The sequence below is a fragment of the Citricoccus sp. K5 genome (assembly GCF_902506195.1).
Lineage (GTDB): Bacteria > Actinomycetota > Actinomycetes > Actinomycetales > Micrococcaceae > Citricoccus.
Genome location: NZ_LR732817.1, coordinates 196,421 through 213,701, shown reverse-complemented (window position 1 = coordinate 213,701; position 17,281 = coordinate 196,421). Strand labels below are relative to the sequence as shown.

16 protein-coding genes are annotated in these 17,281 nt (G+C 69.5%); 6 read left to right on the top strand and 10 right to left on the bottom strand.

Annotated elements, in window-relative coordinates; all coding sequences use genetic code 11:
* Positions 1-143: 143 nt before the first annotated feature.
* The gene (locus BOSE125_RS00950; RefSeq protein WP_236557749.1) at positions 144-1,502 is read left to right on the top strand and encodes an MFS transporter; all 1,359 of its coding nucleotides are present in this window, start codon (positions 144-146) and stop codon (positions 1,500-1,502) included.
* 11 nt (positions 1,503-1,513) lie between these two features.
* Here the strand turns inward: BOSE125_RS00950 and BOSE125_RS00945 are convergent, their stop codons facing one another.
* From BOSE125_RS00945 to BOSE125_RS00920, 6 genes are read right to left on the bottom strand one after another with little or no spacing between them, the layout of a single operon-like run.
* Positions 1,514-3,277 (bottom strand): dihydroxy-acid dehydratase, encoded by a 1,764-nt coding sequence (locus BOSE125_RS00945; RefSeq protein ID WP_201301106.1) that lies wholly within the window; start codon positions 3,275-3,277, stop codon positions 1,514-1,516.
* 14 nt (positions 3,278-3,291) lie between these two features.
* Positions 3,292-4,650, bottom strand: a complete 1,359-nt coding sequence (locus BOSE125_RS00940; protein ID WP_201301105.1) for an FAD-dependent oxidoreductase — start codon at positions 4,648-4,650, stop codon at positions 3,292-3,294.
* Positions 4,651-4,658: 8 nt separating this feature from the next.
* On the bottom strand, positions 4,659-5,855 hold the full coding sequence (locus BOSE125_RS00935) for an acyl-CoA dehydrogenase family protein (protein ID WP_159548787.1): 1,197 nt from the start codon (positions 5,853-5,855) through the stop codon (positions 4,659-4,661).
* The gene (locus tag BOSE125_RS00930) at positions 5,852-7,495 is read right to left on the bottom strand and encodes an AMP-binding protein (protein WP_159548784.1); all 1,644 of its coding nucleotides are present in this window, start codon (positions 7,493-7,495) and stop codon (positions 5,852-5,854) included. The genes BOSE125_RS00935 and BOSE125_RS00930 overlap by 4 nt, the downstream gene beginning before the upstream one ends.
* Positions 7,492-8,424: an SDR family oxidoreductase gene (locus BOSE125_RS00925; protein WP_159548781.1), complete on the bottom strand. Its 933-nt coding sequence runs from the start codon at positions 8,422-8,424 to the stop codon at positions 7,492-7,494. Before BOSE125_RS00925 ends, BOSE125_RS00930 begins: the two co-directional genes overlap by 4 nt.
* On the bottom strand, positions 8,421-8,891 hold the full coding sequence (locus BOSE125_RS00920) for a MaoC family dehydratase (protein ID WP_159548778.1): 471 nt from the start codon (positions 8,889-8,891) through the stop codon (positions 8,421-8,423). The genes BOSE125_RS00925 and BOSE125_RS00920 overlap by 4 nt, the downstream gene beginning before the upstream one ends.
* Positions 8,892-9,042: 151 nt before the next feature.
* Here BOSE125_RS00920 and BOSE125_RS00915 point away from each other — a divergent pair, with 151 nt between their 5' ends.
* Genes BOSE125_RS00915 through BOSE125_RS00900 form a run of 4 tightly spaced genes read left to right on the top strand, consistent with a single transcriptional unit; the run spans position 9,043 to position 12,765 of the window.
* A complete protein-coding gene (locus BOSE125_RS00915; protein ID WP_201301104.1) occupies positions 9,043-9,897 on the top strand; it encodes an ABC transporter ATP-binding protein in 855 nt (284 codons plus the stop codon).
* Positions 9,894-10,691, top strand: a complete 798-nt coding sequence (locus BOSE125_RS00910; protein ID WP_159548775.1) for an ABC transporter permease — start codon at positions 9,894-9,896, stop codon at positions 10,689-10,691. Before BOSE125_RS00915 ends, BOSE125_RS00910 begins: the two co-directional genes overlap by 4 nt.
* Positions 10,688-11,632 (top strand): IclR family transcriptional regulator, encoded by a 945-nt coding sequence (locus BOSE125_RS00905; protein ID WP_159548772.1) that lies wholly within the window; start codon positions 10,688-10,690, stop codon positions 11,630-11,632. Before BOSE125_RS00910 ends, BOSE125_RS00905 begins: the two co-directional genes overlap by 4 nt.
* Entirely contained in the window at positions 11,629-12,765 is a 1,137-nt protein-coding gene (locus BOSE125_RS00900) for an ABC transporter substrate-binding protein (protein ID WP_159548769.1), read from the top strand. Before BOSE125_RS00905 ends, BOSE125_RS00900 begins: the two co-directional genes overlap by 4 nt.
* Before the next feature lie 96 nt (positions 12,766-12,861).
* Here the strand turns inward: BOSE125_RS00900 and BOSE125_RS00895 are convergent, their stop codons facing one another.
* The 3 genes from BOSE125_RS00895 to BOSE125_RS00885 are packed head-to-tail and all read right to left on the bottom strand — an operon-like array spanning position 12,862 to position 14,860.
* Positions 12,862-13,137, bottom strand: a complete 276-nt coding sequence (locus tag BOSE125_RS00895; protein ID WP_159548766.1) for a hypothetical protein — start codon at positions 13,135-13,137, stop codon at positions 12,862-12,864.
* 56 nt (positions 13,138-13,193) lie between these two features.
* Positions 13,194-14,318 carry a hypothetical protein gene (locus BOSE125_RS00890; RefSeq protein ID WP_159548763.1) on the bottom strand — a complete coding sequence of 375 codons (1,125 nt, stop codon included), beginning with the start codon at positions 14,316-14,318 and terminating at the stop codon, positions 13,194-13,196.
* Positions 14,315-14,860: a UGSC family (seleno)protein gene (locus BOSE125_RS00885; protein ID WP_159548760.1), complete on the bottom strand. Its 546-nt coding sequence runs from the start codon at positions 14,858-14,860 to the stop codon at positions 14,315-14,317. Before BOSE125_RS00885 ends, BOSE125_RS00890 begins: the two co-directional genes overlap by 4 nt.
* 200 nt (positions 14,861-15,060) lie before the next feature.
* Between BOSE125_RS00885 and BOSE125_RS00880 the strand changes: the two genes are divergently transcribed.
* Positions 15,061-15,303, top strand: a complete 243-nt coding sequence (locus BOSE125_RS00880) for a hypothetical protein (RefSeq protein WP_159548757.1) — start codon at positions 15,061-15,063, stop codon at positions 15,301-15,303.
* 78 nt (positions 15,304-15,381) lie between these two features.
* Here the strand turns inward: BOSE125_RS00880 and BOSE125_RS00875 are convergent, their stop codons facing one another.
* Positions 15,382-17,172 carry an ABC transporter substrate-binding protein gene (locus BOSE125_RS00875; protein ID WP_159548754.1) on the bottom strand — a complete coding sequence of 597 codons (1,791 nt, stop codon included), beginning with the start codon at positions 17,170-17,172 and terminating at the stop codon, positions 15,382-15,384.
* Between the last annotated feature and the right edge of the window lie 109 nt (positions 17,173-17,281).

Sequence of the window (17,281 nt, the reverse complement as noted above, 5' to 3'; positions counted from 1 at the left end):
CAGCGTAGACAGGAATCAGCGAGACTGCCAACAAAATTGTTGACAATCCAACTGCCTACGGGGATAGTGACATGTGTTTCAGATCACCGCACGACGACCTCAACCGACGCCCCCGTGACCAGATCCGAGAAAGGTTTCGATCCTTGCCTTCGAACCACTCCGCCGCTCCAGCCGCAGAGACGCCCCACTCCCCGACGCCCCCAGCCGGTGCGGTGGCCCCCACCCCCGCCGAACAGCGCAAGGTCCTCGGCGCCAGCTTCGTGGGCACCGCCATCGAGTGGTACGACTTCTTCATCTACGGCTCGGCGGCAGCCCTGATCTTCGGACCACAGTTCTTCCCGAGCGAGGACCCGATTGCCGGGACGCTCGCGGCCTTCGCCACCTTCGCGGTCGGGTTCATCGCCCGGCCGATCGGCGGACTGCTCGCCGGCCACTTCGGCGACCAGATCGGCCGCAAGAAGATGCTGCTGATCACCATGCTCGTGATGGGCGGCGCCACCGTGGGCATCGGCCTGCTGCCGAACTTCGCGACGATCGGCGTCTGGGCGCCGATCCTGCTGGTGGTGCTGCGCTTCGTCCAGGGCCTCGGCGTGGGCGGCGAGTGGGGTGGCGCCGTCCTCATGGCGGTCGAGTACGCCCCGCGGAACCGGCGAGCCCTGTTCGGCGCCTTCCCGCAGATGGGGCTGCCCGTCGGCATCATCGTGTCCAACCTGGTCTTCATCCTCGTCACAGCCACCCTCGCACCGGAGGCCTTCCAGGCCTGGGGCTGGCGCGTGCCATTCCTGGTCTCCGCGTTGCTGATCATCGTGGCCCTCTACCTGCGGTTCAAGGTCGAGGACTCCCCGGTCTTCCAGCAGACGCAGGAGAACGACGAGGTACACCGCTTCCCCCTCGGCGAGCTGCTGCGCCACCACGGCGGCACCACCCTGCTCGCCGGCCTGGCCTCCGCCGCCTCCCCGGCCATCGGCTACCTCTACTCCGTGTACATGCTCTCCTACGGCACCGAGGCGCTGGGCCTCCCCCAGCCCACCATGCTCTGGCTGATCGTCGGCGGTGCGGTGGTCCACCTGGTCACGGTGCTGCTGGGAGCGATGCTGGCGGATCGCTTCCGGCAGAAGTCCGTCTTCGTGGCCGGCGCGGCGCTCGTGGTCCTGGGCGCCTTCCCGTTCTTCTGGCTCGTGGACACGGCGCAGCCGGTGCTGATCCTGCTCGGGTTCGCCGTCCTCCTGATCGCCCAGTCGCTCATGGCCGGTCCGCAGGCGGCTCTGGTGGCCGAGTTGTTCCCCGCCAATGTCCGGTACTCGGGCGCCTCCACGGCCTACCAGATCGGCTCGATCGTCGGCGGTGGGTTCGCCCCGCTGATCGCCACCAGCCTCTATGCCAGCTTCGGCGCCTCCTGGCCGATCTCGCTGTATATCCTGGCTCTCGGCGTGCTGGCGCTGGTGACCATCCTGCCGCTGAGGACCGGCCGCTTCGATGCCTCCTGGGAGAGCTCGCGGTAACTGGGCACAGCTCACGACGCCGGCCGGCCGGCTTCCGCGGCGCAGGCCCCCTGGCCCGCGGTTCCCGGGCGCGGACACAGCACCGCGCCGCAGGCCAGGGGCTGGACGGCACTGCGGTACAGGTCCAGGTAGCCGACGGGGCCGGCGTCGGGCTGGTGCTCTTCCGGGCGCCGGAAGGGCGGCCGGACCTGGAGCACCGCCGGGTCCACCAGGACGTCGATGGTGCCGGCCTGGAGATCGATCGCGATGGGGTCCCCGTCCTGGATCAGTCCGATGGCACCGCCAGTGGCGGCCTCGGGAGAGACCTCCCCCACCATGACCCCGGAGTTGGCCAGCCCGGAGTACTGACCGTCGGTGACGAAGCCGACCCGACCGGCCAGGCCGGCACCCTCGAGCGCGAAGATCAGGCCGGAGACGAACCCCATCCCCGGGCCGCCCTCCAGGCCGAGGCCGCGCAGGACCACCACGTCGCCGGCCTGGACCCGGCCCGCGGCCACCGCCTCGATCCCCTCCTCCCGGGAGTGGAAGATCCGCGCGGGGCCGGTGAAGGTATAGGGCCCCGGGTCTGGGATGGGCCGCTTGGACACCGAGCCGGTGGCAGCCAGGCTGCCCCGCAGCACCACGATGGAGGGCTGGGTGGAGTACGGATCCCCCAGGCCGCGGATGACCGTGCCGTCCGCCGGTGGCGCAGCGCCGATGCGTGCGGCGAGCGTCTCTCCCGTCACCGTGATCCGGTCGGTGGACAGCAGGGGTGCCAGCTCCCGGAGGATCGTGGCCGCTCCCCCGGCGTCCTCAAGGTCCTCCACCAGGTGCGGGCCGTTGGGGCGGATGGAGGCCAGCAGCGGCACCCGGCGGCCCTGGGCGCGGAAGGCCTCCCAGACGTCGACGTCCAGTCCCGCCTCGACCGCGACGGCCTGCAGGTGCTTGATGGTGTTCACCGAGGCTCCCACGGAGAGCATCACGGTGACCGCATCATGGATGGCGCCGGCGGTGATGATGTCCCGGGGGCGGACGTCGTGCCGCAGGGCGTGGGCCATCGCCGCGGCGGAGCGGCGGACGGAGTCCCACATCCGCTCGCTGTTCGCCCGGACGGGTGCCGCCCCGGAGACGGCCATGCCGAGGACCTCGGCGATCATGTGCATGGAGTTGGCGGTGGCCAGCCCGGCACAGACTCCCGGGCCGCGGATGGCGGTGTCCGCCATCGCCTCCATCTCTCCCTGGTCGCCGCCGCGGATGGAGTGGTAGGAGGCCTGGAGGAACACCTCCTCGATGTCCGCGCCGCCGTCCTCCGCCAGCCCGGAGTGCTGGTAGCCGCAGGGGATGACCACCGTGGGCACGTTGAGCCGTCCGGCGGCCATCAGGTGGGCCGGAGTGGTCTTGTCACAGGAACTGAGGCAGATCATCCCGTCCAGCTGGGCCCCCTCGACCATCACCTCGATGTCGTTGGTGATCAGGTCCCGCGCCGGGAGCACGTACCGGCCGGCCCGGCCGACGCTCGTGATGAAGTCCGAGGGTGCGGAGGTACGGATCTCCAGGGGAAGCACCCCCAGGCTCCGCAGCTCCTCCTTGAGCACCACCACGATCCCGTCCAGGTGGGCGAAGCACGCCGCCAGGTCGTTCGAGGTGTTGACGATGGCGACCTTGGGCCGGTCCAGGTGCTCGGGGTCGATCCCCAGAGGCTTCCATTCCGCCCGCCGGGCCAGGGAGCGCATGGAGTCCACGGGGAAGTTGCTCCGCAGCGGTGGCCAGGGCGGGATCATGGGGGTGGTGTTCATGGTTGTGCCTTCCTTCAGTCGTCCGGTGGCAGGTCGGTCCCCAGGTATGCCCCGGCGTCAGCCAGCCGCCCCTGGAGGCGAGCCACGTCGATGCCGCCCACCGCTGTCCCCTCGGTGAGGCTGAGGTGTGCCGCGGTCCCGGCGGCCTGTCCCATGACAAAGCAGGGGCCGGTGACGCGGGCCGAGGACTGACCCCATTGGGTCATCGAGGCGGAGCGCCCCACGGTCAGCAGGTTGTCCACCCCCTGCGGTAGGAGCATGCGGTACGGCAGCTGGTTGAAGCCCCGGGATTCGAGTCCACCGGGCGGAAACCTGAACTCCACGGTCCCCTCCACATGGGCCTCCACGGGCCAGCCCTGGACCCCGATGGCATCCTCGAAGTCCACGCAGCCCAGGATGTCCGCCTCACTGAGCTGGTAGGCGCCGAGGCTGCGGTAGGTCTCACGGATGCCGATCTGCGGTGCGATGTCCACCACGTAGGCTTCCGCGAAGCCGGGGGTGTGGTCCCGGATGAACCCGAAGACGTCCCACACCTGGCGCCGGCCCTGCAGTTCGCCGTGGGAGAGCTGCCACAGGTCCGTGCCGTCCACCGCGGAACCGTCCTCATTGGACAGCTGGGTCAGGTTGGCCCGCCACTCCAGGGGGTTGCGCTGCGGTCTGACGATCGGCTTCTTACGTGGGAAGGTCCGTTCCCCCCGGGCCTCGGCGTCCTCCATCAACGTGGCCACGGTCCGCCAGGCCTCTCCGGCCGACCGGTGGTCCACGCCGTTGATGCGGAACATCAGTGACGGGTAGAGGAGCTCGGCGGACTTCTCCACGGGGGCGCCGGACCATCGCACGAGGTCGGCGTCCCCGGAGCCGTCGATGAAGACCTGCCCGCGGATGGCGGCCCGGCCGGACTTGGATTCGATCAGCACCGCATCGATCCGCTCGTCGGCGGCCATGGCCGCGCCGACGGCCGTGGCGTGGAACAGGATGTCCGCTCCGCTGCCGACCAGGAACTCGTCGGCCGCGACCTTGTAGGCCGAGATGTCGAAGGCCTGGGCCTGGATCCGGTCCTGGACACTGAGGTGCGGCTCGCTGAGCCCATCCATCCGGTCGAGCCGGTCCAGCAACTCGTCGGCGTATCCGCGCACGACCCGCCGGTGCTCGCCCCGGACGCGGGCGTGGAGCCCGCAGAACGTGCTCAACCCGCCCATGGTCCCGGCGCCGCCCAGGAAACCGTAGCGCTCGATGAGCACGGTCGACCGGCCCTCGCGGGCAGCTGACGCGGCAGCCATCAGACCGGCGGGGCCACCGCCGACGACCACCACCTCGTACTCGCCGATGACCGGTGTGGCCCGGGGTTGCTCCTGGATGGCGTGGCTCATCATGGTCCCTTTCATCGAACGAAGGCGCTGTGCCCGGTCAGGGCGCGCCCGAGGATCAGCGTGTTCATCTCGCGGGTGCCCTCGAACGTGTACATGGCCTCGGCGTCCATGAAGTAGCGGACCACGTCGTTCTCCAGGAGCAGGCCGTTGCCGCCCACGGTCTCCCGCGCCAGGGCCGCGGACTCCCGGAGCCGGTTGCCGGCCACCAGCTTGATCAGGCTCGGCGTCACGTCATCGGCCACGGGGTGAGTGGTGGTACGCACGGCCAGGGCGAGGGTCTGGGCGATGTTCTCCACGATCCGCACCAGCTTGTCCTGCACCAGCTGGAAGGACGCGATGGGCCGGCCGAACTGCTCACGCCGCTGCGCATACCCGAGGGCCGCCTCGTAGGCGGCCAGCTGCATTCCGGCGGAACTCCAGGCGATCTCGGGGCGCAGGGTGCGGAAGGCGCGGTTGAGGTCCGCGAACGAGGTGATGCGGGGCAACCTCAGTTCGTCCGGGACCTGGACCTCCCGCAACGTGATGTCCGCATTGTGGACGGTCCGCAGCGCCGCCTTGTGCTCGATCACGGACATCTCCACCCCCGGTGCCCGCGCGGGGACCAGGAAGGCCAGGACGCGGTCGCCGCCCTCCTCCCGGGCCACCACCACGGCGTGGTCCGAGATCGTGGCGTTGCCGATCCACCGCTTGGCGCCGTTGAGGACCCAGCCCTCGCCCTGGCGGCGGGCGGTGGTGGCCAGGCCGCCGGCGATGTCCGATCCGTGCTCGGGCTCGGTGAGGGCGAAGCAGCCGGTCATCCGGAAGTCGATGATGTCCTGATCCCAGTCCGCCACCTGCGCGGGGCTGCCGCCCTCCAGCACGAGGGTGCGGAACATCCCGACCTGGCCGCCGTAGGTCATGGACACGGACAGGTCGGCACGGCACAGTTCGATGCTGCGGAATCCCCGGTACAGGGCACGGGTCCGGCCCTCACCGTCCACCAGGGCGGGGTCGTCCACGAGGCGCATCTCGGCCAGCGGCCCGCGGAGATGGCCGAGGTGGGCCGCGCGCTCCCAGTGGTCGGGAAGGGTGGGCCGGACATGCTCGTCGAGGTAGGCCCTCAGCTGGAGCAGCTTGGCCCGCTCCGCGGCGGTCAGGTCCGCGGCGAACCCGAGCAGGTCGCCGGGATAGGTCAGTTCGGTCCCGTCCTGGACGGCGGCCTCGGTCATGGTGTCCTTCCCTGGGCTTCACGGTCGCGGGTCATGTCCTGGCGCAGTTGGGCGAGGTTCAGTTTTCCCTGCGGGCTCCGGTCCAGGACGGGCCGGACCATCACGTGCCGGGGTTTCTTGTAGCCGGCCAGCCGGGAGGCGGCGTGGTCCAGGATGGCCGTGGCCGGCGTCGCGTCCTGCACGGCGACGGCGGCCGCCACGATCTCGCCGAAGCGGGCATCCGGAAGCCCCACCACCACGGCGTCGAGCACCGAGGGGTGGCTGAGCAGGGCTTCCTCCACCTCCTGCGGATAGACCTTCTCGCCACCGGTGTTGACCACGGAACTGCCACGGCCCAGGAACTCGATGTGGCGGTCCTCCAGGACGCGGACCCAGTCGCCGGGCACCACATGCTGTTTCCCCCGGATCATCGGGAACGTCTCGGCCGTCTTCCGCTCGTCACCGTGGTATCCACGGGGCAGTGCGCCGTGGGAGGCCAGGATGCCCAGCGCGCCGACGCGGTCCTGGACCTCATTGAGGCCCTCGTCCAGCACGACGGCGGTCGGGAACAGTCGCGGACGTCCCGGCAGGTCGTCTGCGCCGTCAGTCTGGGTGACGGCGAACCCCCCGCCCTCGGTGGTGGCGAGAAGATCCACGATGGACACCTCACCCTGTTCGTGAAACCGGCGCTTGGTCTCGGGGCTGAAGCGCATCCCGGAGCTGTAGACGGACGTGACGTGGCCGAGCCGGAGGCCCAGCCTGTCTGCGGCGTCCAGCACGGGGATGGCCACGGCGTCACCGGCCACCACGAGGCGGGTGGCCCCTCTCTCGCCGGCGAGCCGGACCGCGGCCTCCGCGTCCAGGCGGGGCGAATCGGTGGTGAGGACCGTCCCGCCCAGGACCAGCGTGCTGAGGGAGACGGTCAGGGCGGTTCCGTGGATGAAGGGGGCCAGGGGCAGGGTGACCACGTGCGGCGTCCTCGCGTCCATCGCGGCGGCCACGGCTCCGGCCACGTCACCGGGCGGCTCCAGTCCCAGGACCGTGTAGGTGCTGAACAGTTGCGAGGCGAACAGGTCAGAGGCCACCCACCGTGCCGCCTTGGGCCGCCCCGTGGTGCCTCCGGTGTAGATCCAGAGTTCGGCGTCCTCCGGAGGAGAGGGCGGGAGCGAGCCGTCCCGGTTCACGGCCTGGTCCCAGCACAGGACGGTCCGGGAGTCTGGCTCTCTGTCCGTGGTGGCCCCGCCCGCGGGGCGCCCAGGCGTGTCCTCCACCCGGATCAGGACCGGCGGGGAGGCGAGGAGCTCCAGCGCTCCGTCCACGACTTCCCCGAGCGAGTCCGGTGCCACCAGGGCGGAGGCCTGCGAGTCCGCCAGCAGTTGCGCCAGGTCAGCGGATCGGATCCGGTAGTTGAGGGGTGCCGGGATGATCCCGGTGGCCAGGCACGCGTAGACGGCGATGAGGAACTCGGGCCGGTTGTACAGCAGGATTGCCAGGCGATCGCCGGGGCGGACGCCGTGGTCCTGCAGCGCCCGGGCCAGGCCGGCGGCATCCCGGGTCAGCTGACCGTATGTCCAGGTTCGTCCGTCCGCGCCCACCACGGCCGTCCGGTCCGGATCGGCCGCGGCGATCCCCTGCCAGACGAGGCTGTGCTGGCCGCTCACGCCTTCTCCCGGGCGGAACGCGGGCCGGAGGGCTGGGCCTGGCGGTCCAGGCCCCCGTGCCAGGCGCCGTCGATCGCCTCCGGCGACCAGCCGCCGTCGTGGTCCAGGGTCCGCAGCACGTCCGGGTGGGAGTAGAGCGTCAGGCGGTCCCCGCCGAGTCCGATGGCCTGACCCGTGACGCCCGCAGAGGCCTGTGAGGCGAGCCAGACGACCAGGGGCGCCACGTCCTCCGGGGAGCCGAGGGCGTGCTCTCGCCGGTAAGCGGCGGGGATGGGACGGCCCTGGAGGAAGTCCTCGTAGACCTGCGCATAGGCCGGAATGGTCGCCGTCATCGGTGACAGGGCGGTGGGGATCACCGTGTTGACCGTGATGTTGGCCCGGGCCAGTTCCAGGGACCACGTCCTCGCCATGGCCACCAGCCCGGCCTTCGCCGCGGCGTAGTTGGTCTGCCCGAAGCTGCCGAATTGCCCCGCGGGGGAACCGATCAGGATGATCCGCCCGCCCTCACCCTGCTCGCGCATCGCCACGGAGGCCGCCCGGCCGCACGTGAAGGCGCCGCGGAGGTGGGAGGAGATCACCAGGTCGAAATCATCGTCGGACATCTTCCACAGCACGCGGTCCCGGAGCGCCCCGGCGTTGGCCACCATGACGTCCAGCCGGCCGAAATCCCCCACCGCCGTGTCCACGAGCTCCTGTGCCGTCGCCGCTGAACCCACCGCGGCCACCACGGCGACGGCGCGGCCCCCGGAGGCACGGATCTGCGCGGCGGTGGCGTCCGCCGTGGAGCGGTCCAGGTCATTGACCACGACGGCGGCCCCCGCCTCAGCCAGGGCCAGCGCGTAGGCCCGGCCCAGGCTCCGGCCGGCGCCGGTCACCACGGCGACCTGGCCGTCGAGGCGGGTGGCGGCCCCGGCCGGGGCGACGCTCATCGGTAGTACCTCAGGACGAACTCGGCCACGCAGACCGGCTTCTCACCGCCCTCGAGCTCATAGGTGACCTTCAGGACGACCTGCCATCCGCCGTCGAGCTCCGTCACCTCCAGCACCTCGGCCCGGGCCCGGACCCGGGCACCGGCCGGCGTGGGTGCCGGGAAGCGCACCTTGTTGAGGCCGTAGTTGATCCCGACGCCGGCCCCGGTCACCTTCCACAGCTGGGACAGGTGCGGGACGACGATGCTCAGGGACAGCAGTCCGTGGGCGATCCGCGTGCCATAGACGCTGCTGGCGGCGAAGGCCTCGTCCACGTGGATTGGATTGTGGTCCCCCGTCAGGTCCGCGAAGACGTCGATGTCCTCCTGGCTGATGGTCCGCCAGCCCGACGGGCCCAGGGTCCGGCCCCGCAGGCCGGGGAGCTCGTCCAGGGTCACGGTGACCGGGGTGGTCAATGGGGTGCTCATACGGATTCCCTTTCTCAGGTTGCCTGAAACCTAGGGGGTGGAGGACCGGCGCCTCCACCCTCCTTCCGTTCTCCGGAAGGGGCCGTTCTGGGCCTCTTCCACCCCGGTTACCGTGACTGTGATCCACCTCACCCTTGTAGGAGGTCCATCCGTGGTGCAGACCAGCCCAGCAGGCGTCAGGTCAGACGCCCCCACGCCTGAGAACAACCCACCGGAGGCGGCACCGGCCACCTTCTCCATCAAGTCCGTGTCCAAGGTCTTCGCGACCAAGACCCAGCGCACCGAGGCACTCCAGGACATCAACCTGGACATCTCCGAGGGCGAGACGGTCTCCCTGATCGGCCGCTCCGGCTGTGGCAAGTCCACCCTGCTGCGCATCATGGCCGGACTGCTGCCGCCCACCGAGGGCAACGTCTACGTCTCCGGAAAGCCGCTCTGGAAGGGACATGCCGTGGAAAGCGGCGTGCTGGAGCAGCTCGGGGTGGTCTTCCAGGAACCCCACCTGTTCCCGTGGTTCGACATCACGGACAACATCGCCCTGCCCCTCAAGCTCCGCGGTGTGGGCAAGGTCGAGCGCCGCCGCCGGGCCACCGAACTGGCCGATCTGGTGGGCCTCGGTGATTTCCTGAAGTCCTACCCGCGCGAGCTCTCCGGCGGCATGCGTCAGCGGGTGGCCATCGCCCGAGCCCTGAGCCGGGACCCCGAACTGCTGCTCATGGACGAGCCCTTCGGCGCCCTGGACGCCCTGACCCGGGAGAAGATGAACCTGGAACTCCAGCGCATCACCCTGGCCACCGAGGCCACCGTCGTCTTCGTCACGCACGACATCTCCGAGGCGGTCTTCATCGGGGACCGGGTGGTGCAGCTGACCCCACGCCCGGGACGCATCCAGTCCATCGTGGAGGTCGGCCTCGACCGCCCCCGCCCGCTCGACGTCCAGGCCACCGAGGCCTTCGGCTCCACCGTCCGCGATCTCCGGCACGCTCTGGAAAGCGAGGAATCATGAGTTCGTCACGATTGGCAAGACTCCTGCCCTGGGTCGGCGCACCCCTGCTCATCGTGGTGCTGTGCACCATCTGGGAGATCAGCGTCCGTGTCTTCGATGTCTCCACCCTGATCCTGCCCCCGCCCTCCCTGATCGCCGAGCGGCTGGGCGAGCTGGTCCAGGACCCGGAGGTGTGGGGCCACGCGTGGATCACCGCCTCGGAGATCATCATGGGCTTCCTGGCGGCCGTGGTCCTCGGCGTCCTGGTGGGGGTCGTCCTGGGCAAGGTGGCCTGGCTGGAGATGACGGTCCGGCCGATCATCGTCCTGCTGCAGGTGGTGCCGAAGGTCGCCTTCGTGCCGTTGTTCGTCATCTGGTTCGGCTTCGGCATGAGCTCCAAGGTCATCATCGCCGCCATGCTGGCCTTCTTCCCGATCATGCTGAACGTCCTGCTGGGCGTGAAGTCGATCGACCCCGGGCACCGGGACGTCATGACCGCCCTGAACGCCGGCAAGATGCAGCGCTTCACCAACCTCGATTTCCGCAGCGTGATGCCCTATCTGCTGGCGGGCATGGAGACCGGCATCGTGTTCGCCGTGATCGGGGCCATCGTGGGCGAGTACCTCGGCGGCAACGAGGGCCTCGGCTACATGGTGGTACGGACCCTGAACCAACTGGATGCCCCCGGGCTGTTCGGCGTGGTCGTCCTGCTCGCCGTCCTGGGCCTGGTGCTCTACGGAGCGGTCTTCATCCTGAAGCGCTTCCTAATCCCGTGGCACGAGTCCGTGTACGCGCAGCAGGGGAACGTGGCATGACTGCCCTCGGCGCACCGTCCGCCGTGGCGGGCCGGACCACACCGGGCGGCGAGGACCAGCGCCACCCGCGCCTCGTCGTCGTGCCCTCGTCCGGTGGAACCCTTCCACCGCCGCACCGCGGGCCGGCAGCGGATCATCCGCGGCGGTCCGTCCTGGGCCGCCTGCACCGGCTGCTCTCCGCCTTCGACCACGAGCACCCGCACCTGACCCTGTCCGATCTGAGCCGACGGTCCGGGCTGCCGCTGACCACCACCCACCGCATGGTCGGTGAGCTGCTGTCCCTGGGGATGCTCGACCGTGATGACGAGGACCTGCTGTGCATCGGCGTGGACCTCTGGAACTTCGGTCTGCTGGCGCCCAAGACCCACGGCCTGCAGCGGGTGGCCCTTCCGTTCATGCAGGACCTCTACTCCACCACGGGATTCCCCGTCCACCTCGGCATCCCGGACGGGCCGCAGATCACCACCGTGGAGAGCCTGCGGCCCCGCGGTCCGGGTAACGAGCGTCCACGCATCGGCCAACGGGACCCCTACCACGTGGTGGCCGTGGGCATGGCCCTGCTGGCCTTCCAGGACCCTGCCGCCCAGCAGCGGTACCTGGCCCGGCTGGAGGCGCGCCAGGGCACCGGCGCCGATGCAGCCGGCGCCGTCCGGGCGGCCCTGGCCGAGACGCGGACCACCGGGTACTCCGTCAACAACAACAGGACCTTCCCCCGCGTCGGCATCGGGGCACCGATCCTGGACCGCCAGGGCCGGCCGGTGGCCGCCATCTCCATCGTGGTCCCCGAGGGGACCACCAACACCCCCTACGGACTGCTCGTCCGGAGCACGGCGCGCTCCATCCAGCGAACCGCCCTGGAACAGCACATCCCCCTGCCCGCCGATGCCGGCGCCGGCCGGCCTCGCAGCACCGCAACCGACTCCGGAGGAGATCACTCATGACCAGGCCCGATACCCCGACCCCTCATCTCCTTGCCCGGCAGGGGCCACTCCGATCCGACACGGGGCTGCTCGGCCGCGGCCTCAGCAGGCGCACCCTCTTCCGCGGCTTCGGCGCCGGGGTCCTGGCCGTGGCCGGCACCGGCACCCTGGCCTCCTGCGGCACGGACGGCGCCACGGGAGGTGGCGCGGACGGCGGCGGGGAGGCGTCGCTGGGCGAGGTGACCTACATCAGCTTCCTGCCGTTCGAGACCCTGTCCTTCGCCGCCGAGATGCTGGCCATGGCCGCCGGCCATGACGCCGCCCATGGCATCGACCTCGGCTATGAGGTGGCCCGCGGCACCTCGCCATCACTCCAGGCGATGATCGCCGGGGCCGGCCTCGTGGCCCGCTGCAACACGGTGGACCTGGCCGCGGCACGGGCCCAGGGACAGGACGTGGTGAACATCGCCACCATCGCCCGGGGACCGGCCCAGCGCATCAACTTCTCGAAGGAGCGCCCCATCACCACCGCTCAGGACATGGTGGGCATGACCATCGGCATCCCCTCCGAGGGCGGGAGCACGGAGAACAACCTCCGCCTGACCCTGGAGAACGCCGGCGTGGACTCCGAGCAGGTCAACCTCCAGGTGGTCACGGACAATCCCGCGTCCTGGGAGATGATCCAGCGCGGGCAGATCGACGGCTACATCTCCAGCCCGGATCAGAGCTTCCTGCTGCTGGACATGCAAGAGGGGGCCGACGCCATCGTGCTCGGAGACCTCTCCCCCGTCATCTCCGACCGCCAGTACTTCGTCACCACCGACCAGCACATCCAGGAGAAGCCGGACCAGCTCCGTGCCTTCCTGGCGTCACTGGAGGACGCGGTGACCTCCATGGTGGACGACACCGACCGGACGAAGACCCTCGAGGCGCTGCGGGAGGAGAACTCCTTCGCCAGCCTGGACAACGACTCCGTGGCCCGCTCCGCCCTGGACGTGCAGGTCGAGAACTTCGTCAATGACGAGGAACCGGATCCGCTGGTCACCGATGAGGAGATCTGGCTCGCCTCCATCGAGGAGCTGGTCACGACGGGCCGCATCGAGCCGGTGGATGCCCCGGAGTCCTGGATGACCAACGACCTCCTGCCCGCCTGACTGGACTCAGCTTCACCGGTTCACCGCCACACAGCACGGTGCCCCGTCCTCAACGGACGGGGCACCGTGCTGTGTGGCGAGCTGGCAGGGCGGGTGTCAGTGGCCGCTCGGCAGGGTCACCGATCCGACCGTGTACGGGGTTCCCGCGAGCTGCTTCTGGAGGATGGCCTCCATGACCGGCGTCGGGGACAAGCAGTCAGCGCAGGCCTCCGGGCCCGCCTCAATGGTGACCGTGAGCCGGGTTCCGGACTCGGCGGCCGAGTCGGGGTCCGGAGCCCAGAGGACCCGGTAGCCGTCGCTGGCCATCATCTGCCGGAAGTCGGCCAACGCTGCGTCGATGACCTGTGCCTCAGGTCCGGTGGTGGTAGCCATCAGGGGCTCCTTTCTCCGGCCGGTTCCGGCCGATGTGTCTGGTGGAGTTCCGGTGTTCAGCTCGTCCGGTACTCGACGGCGCTGTAGGACGAGGGCCGCAGCCGCGGGTTCAGCCCGAAGACCTCGACGACGGCGGAGACGCCCGCGTTGTTGGCCCCGGCCACCACGATCTGGACCGATTCCGGGGCGGCCAGGGCCGGTACCCGGTCCGGGGTCTGCGACCCCTGTGCGGTATCCGCGATCGCGTCCGGGTGGCCGGCCGCCAGCCGCCACCGGGCATGGTGGGAGATGGCGTCCTTGCCCACGCGGCCCAGATCCTCCCGGCTCCGGTAGGCATGGTCGAAGATGAACCGGCGCACCTGGTCCTTGTCCCAGCCGGCCCCCGCGAAGACCTGGGCGTGTTCCGGGCTCAGCACCAGCAGGGCGTTGGTGTACTCGTGGATGAAGGCACCGGTGCGGGTGATCGAATCCGTGAAGTCCAAGGCCAGTTGCTCGGCCTCCTGGGTGTGGCGGGCCTCGATGTGCATGACCGAACGGATCACGAACGAGGTGACCACGTCGTCGTCCTCGGCGAAGCCGTACTCCGTGTGCAGGGAAGGCCAGGGGCTCTGCTCCTGGTTCTCCCCGATGACGGCGGTGTACTTCGCCGGGGTGGCCTGGGTGGCCTGGTCCAGCTGGTGCGGCCGGAGTCCGAAGACGTTGATCAGGGCCAGCCTGATGGCCCGCCCGATCGTGGCATTGGCCCGGTGGCCCGAGCCGAAGATGTTGCCGCGGGAGTTGATGTCCAGCCGTTCCCGGACGGGACCGTTCACCACGGTGAAGGGTGCCGTGCCGGTGGTCGACTGCCAGATCCCCTTGCGCGGGTTGGGCTCCTGCGCAATGCCCTTCCAGGCCGCCACCACCACGGGGAAGTACTCGGGCCGGCAGCCGGCCAGGGCCGCGTTGATGGCCGCATAACGGACCGTCAGCTCCCGATTCAGGTGCGGGGTGGCGAAGAGGACCTCGTCCGGGTCCAGCGGCGAGGTGGCCAGGAACTCGTCGACGATCGACTCGCTCACGGGCACCACGGGCAGGCCGTCCGTCCACCCGTTCTCCTGGTACCGCTCCAGCACGTCCCGGATGCCCCGGGCATCGGCCTCCAGCGCCACCTCGCTCCGGGTGTCCACCGCCGGGCCGTTCACGCGACCACCTCCGCGCCGAGGATGCGCTCCACACCGGCGATGAGCTCCTCCGCACGGCCCTTGAGCTCCTCCGCGGACAGGCTCGCGATGGGATGGGTTGCGGCCAGGAAGTCGTATCCCGGGAAGCCCTGGAGCGAGGCCATGGCCTGGCCGGACATCAGGAAGGAATCGCTGACGATGCTGACGGCCGGCAGTCCGTGCCGCTCGAAGATGATGCCGTCCAGCACCGTGGCCGCACTGCAGGAACCGCAGTCTCCGACGGCGGTGACCACCAGGTCGCATTCGCGGACGATCTCGTCCCGCAGCTCGTCCTTCACCGGAGTGCCGAAGTAGTCCTTGGTGTACATCGTCACCGAGCCGATGCCGTGGCGCTGGCGCAACTCGTGGCCGAGGGCCTCCAGCAGGGGGGTGGCATTGGGCTTGGTGTTGTCCAGCAGGGCGACCCTCAGGCCGGCCAGGGAGCCAGGCCTGGGCGAGAGGGTCATGTCGCTGGCGCGCTCGGAAGCGCCCGTGGGATCGATCAACACTTCCATGGTGGTCATGTCCGGTTCTCCGTTTCATACTCGGGTACTCCACACACAACCAGCACGGTCCCGCCTGCTCAACGAGAGCTTCCGGTGGTTGGAAGGGCGGACCGGTGTTCCGCACAGCGGAAGGACAACCCGAGGCCGGATCGTCCGATGCCCACAATTGAGCTGACCCGGCACCGGAGCCTCAGCTCCCACCACCCATCGGAGGAACCATGACCGCCCAGCCCCTCGAAGACCTGCGCCAGACCCTGGCCGCGGACGGCTACATCCTGACGATCGACGAGTCCGGCGACCGGCTCGAGGCCCGCATCCGTGCCGAGGACGGAGTCTGCGGGGACTGCCTGGTGCCGAAGAACCTGATGGCCGCCATGCTCTCCAACGCCACCGGCACCGCCGCAGACTCCATCGACATCACCTACCCCACGGAGATCGGCGACGACGGCCAGCTGGTCTGATTCCGGTCTGAACACACCGCCGGCCGGGGGCAAAGCCCCCGGCCGGCGGTGTGTGGCGGTGTGTTCATCGGAGTGGCATCACTGCTCCACCCAGACCCGGTCATACAGGACCCCACTGTTGACCACGAGGGCCGGAATGGGCGTGGTGAGTCCGGGTCCGTGGACGCCCTTGCGGACCACCTGGGCCGGGGAGAAGGCCATCCCGAACGGACCGTAGGCCTCGTCGGAGATCATCTTCGCGGCCTGCTTGTACAGCTTGCCGCGCTCCTCCTGGTCCACGGTGGACGCCGCATTCGTCAGCACCTCATCGAGCTCGGTGTTCAGGTTCTCCTCCAGCGCCTGGGTCGCCGTCTCGGCGCCTTCCGGCAGTGGAGTGCCGCTGAATGGAGAGGTGGAGCCGAAGCGGACGGCCACGCCGATCCCGGCGGCGGGCTCCCATGCGCCCGCGGTCTGGAGCATGGACTCCCACTCGCCGCTGGTGAACTTGGTGATCACGTCGCCGAGGGGCTTGGAGTCGATCGTGACGTCGATCCCGGCTTCCTGCCATTGGGTCTGCAGCGCGGTGGTGACCTGACGGGCCGTCACGATGTCCGTGGTGCCCAGCTCAACGGTGAGCCCGCCGATCTCCTCGACCAGCTCCCGGGCCTTCTCCGGATCATAGGTACGGTACCCCTCGACCTCCGGTTCGTGGAACAGGCCGCCGGACGCGGTGAAGGACTGCGACATGTCACCCTGACCGCCGAAGAGTCCCTCGTTGATGGCCTCGAAGTCCGTGGCGTAGTAGATGGCCTCCCGCGCCTTCTTGTCGTCGAACGGCGCCTGGCGCGTGTTCAGCTGGATCACGTACGGAGAGGTGGGTGCGCCGGGTGTGGTGGTCAAGTTCTGGTTCTCCTGGGCCTGCTCGATCAGCGTGACCGAGCTCAGACCCTCAATCGCATCGCCCTGGCCGGCCTGCAGCGTCTGATACAGCACTTGGTCGCCGCCAACAGACTGGAAGGACAACTCGTCCAGGTACGGCAGGCCGTCTTTGAAGTACTCCTCGTTCCGCGTCAGCTCCAGCCGTTCGGACAACCGGTTGGCTTCGACGGTGAACGGACCAGCCGCGACCGGTGCCTGGCTGTACTGGTCCGCGCCCATCTCCTGGTATGCCGAGGGTGAGCCGATGAAGTTCAGGCTGGTGGATGGCATCGCGTTGACGAAGGCACCGTTGGCCACCGAGAAGTGGATCTCGAAGGTGAGATCGTCCACGGCCTGGACGGCTCCCAGCCGTTGCTCGATCACGGATTGGTCCACGTCCTCGGGCAGGGCCGCGTAGAGGTCGTCCAGGAACTGCTGGTCCAGGTCCGGCATGTCCCGCGTGAGATCGAGGTCCAGCTGTGGCGTACCCGTGCTGCCGGAACTCAGCGCACGGATCCAGTTCCACACCACCGCATCGGCGTTCAACGGGGAACCGTCCGAGAAGGTGATGCCTTCCCGGACCTTCACGGTCAGGGTCAGCCCGTCCTCCGAGAACTCATAGCTCTCGGCCTGGTTCGGTACGATCTCCGCGTTCTGGCCGTTCTCATCGGCTTCGAGGGTGAACAGCCCACCGAAGATCGCCGCGTTCTGAGGCATGTTGGCTCCGACCGTGTTGGAGGTGGCCGGGTCCAGACCTGTGGACCACCCGCCCGCGAAGCCGGCATCGAGCAGCACCGTCAGATCACCGCCGGTCTGCGGCTCGCCCATGGTGGCGGCGGCTTCACCGGCTTCGCCTTCCGCGTTGGGTTCTCCCCCACCACAACCGGCGAGGACGAGACTGAGGCTGGCCGCCAGGGCCAGGGTGCCGATGAGCCCGCGGCGCGGACCCTTCTGGCGGGGCAAGCTATTCATGACGACTCCCAAGAGGACGGTGATGGAGGATCAGCCGTAGTGACTCACGTCACATTGGCTTCACGGAAGTCTGTCCCAGGTGGACGGCGGCTACCATGCACCTTCCGTC

What these genes read in the sequence shown, in the direction of transcription:
- BOSE125_RS00945 (WP_201301106.1), bottom strand. Translation starts at nt 3,277, where the DNA reads ATGAACACCACCCCCATGATCCCGCCCTGGCCACCGCTGCGGAGCAAC.
- BOSE125_RS00940 (WP_201301105.1), bottom strand. Translation starts at nt 4,650, where the DNA reads ATGATGAGCCACGCCATCCAGGAGCAACCCCGGGCCACACCGGTCATC.
- BOSE125_RS00935 (WP_159548787.1), bottom strand. Translation starts at nt 5,855, where the DNA reads ATGACCGAGGCCGCCGTCCAGGACGGGACCGAACTGACCTATCCCGGC.
- BOSE125_RS00925 (WP_159548781.1), bottom strand. Translation starts at nt 8,424, where the DNA reads ATGAGCGTCGCCCCGGCCGGGGCCGCCACCCGCCTCGACGGCCAGGTC.
- BOSE125_RS00920 (WP_159548778.1), bottom strand. Translation starts at nt 8,891, where the DNA reads ATGAGCACCCCATTGACCACCCCGGTCACCGTGACCCTGGACGAGCTC.
- BOSE125_RS00910 (WP_159548775.1), top strand. Translation starts at nt 9,894, where the DNA reads ATGAGTTCGTCACGATTGGCAAGACTCCTGCCCTGGGTCGGCGCACCC.
- BOSE125_RS00905 (WP_159548772.1), top strand. Translation starts at nt 10,688, where the DNA reads ATGACTGCCCTCGGCGCACCGTCCGCCGTGGCGGGCCGGACCACACCG.
- BOSE125_RS00900 (WP_159548769.1), top strand. Translation starts at nt 11,629, where the DNA reads ATGACCAGGCCCGATACCCCGACCCCTCATCTCCTTGCCCGGCAGGGG.
- BOSE125_RS00895 (WP_159548766.1), bottom strand. Translation starts at nt 13,137, where the DNA reads ATGGCTACCACCACCGGACCTGAGGCACAGGTCATCGACGCAGCGTTG.
- BOSE125_RS00885 (WP_159548760.1), bottom strand. Translation starts at nt 14,860, where the DNA reads ATGACCACCATGGAAGTGTTGATCGATCCCACGGGCGCTTCCGAGCGC.
- BOSE125_RS00880 (WP_159548757.1), top strand. Translation starts at nt 15,061, where the DNA reads ATGACCGCCCAGCCCCTCGAAGACCTGCGCCAGACCCTGGCCGCGGAC.
- BOSE125_RS00875 (WP_159548754.1), bottom strand. Translation starts at nt 17,172, where the DNA reads ATGAATAGCTTGCCCCGCCAGAAGGGTCCGCGCCGCGGGCTCATCGGC.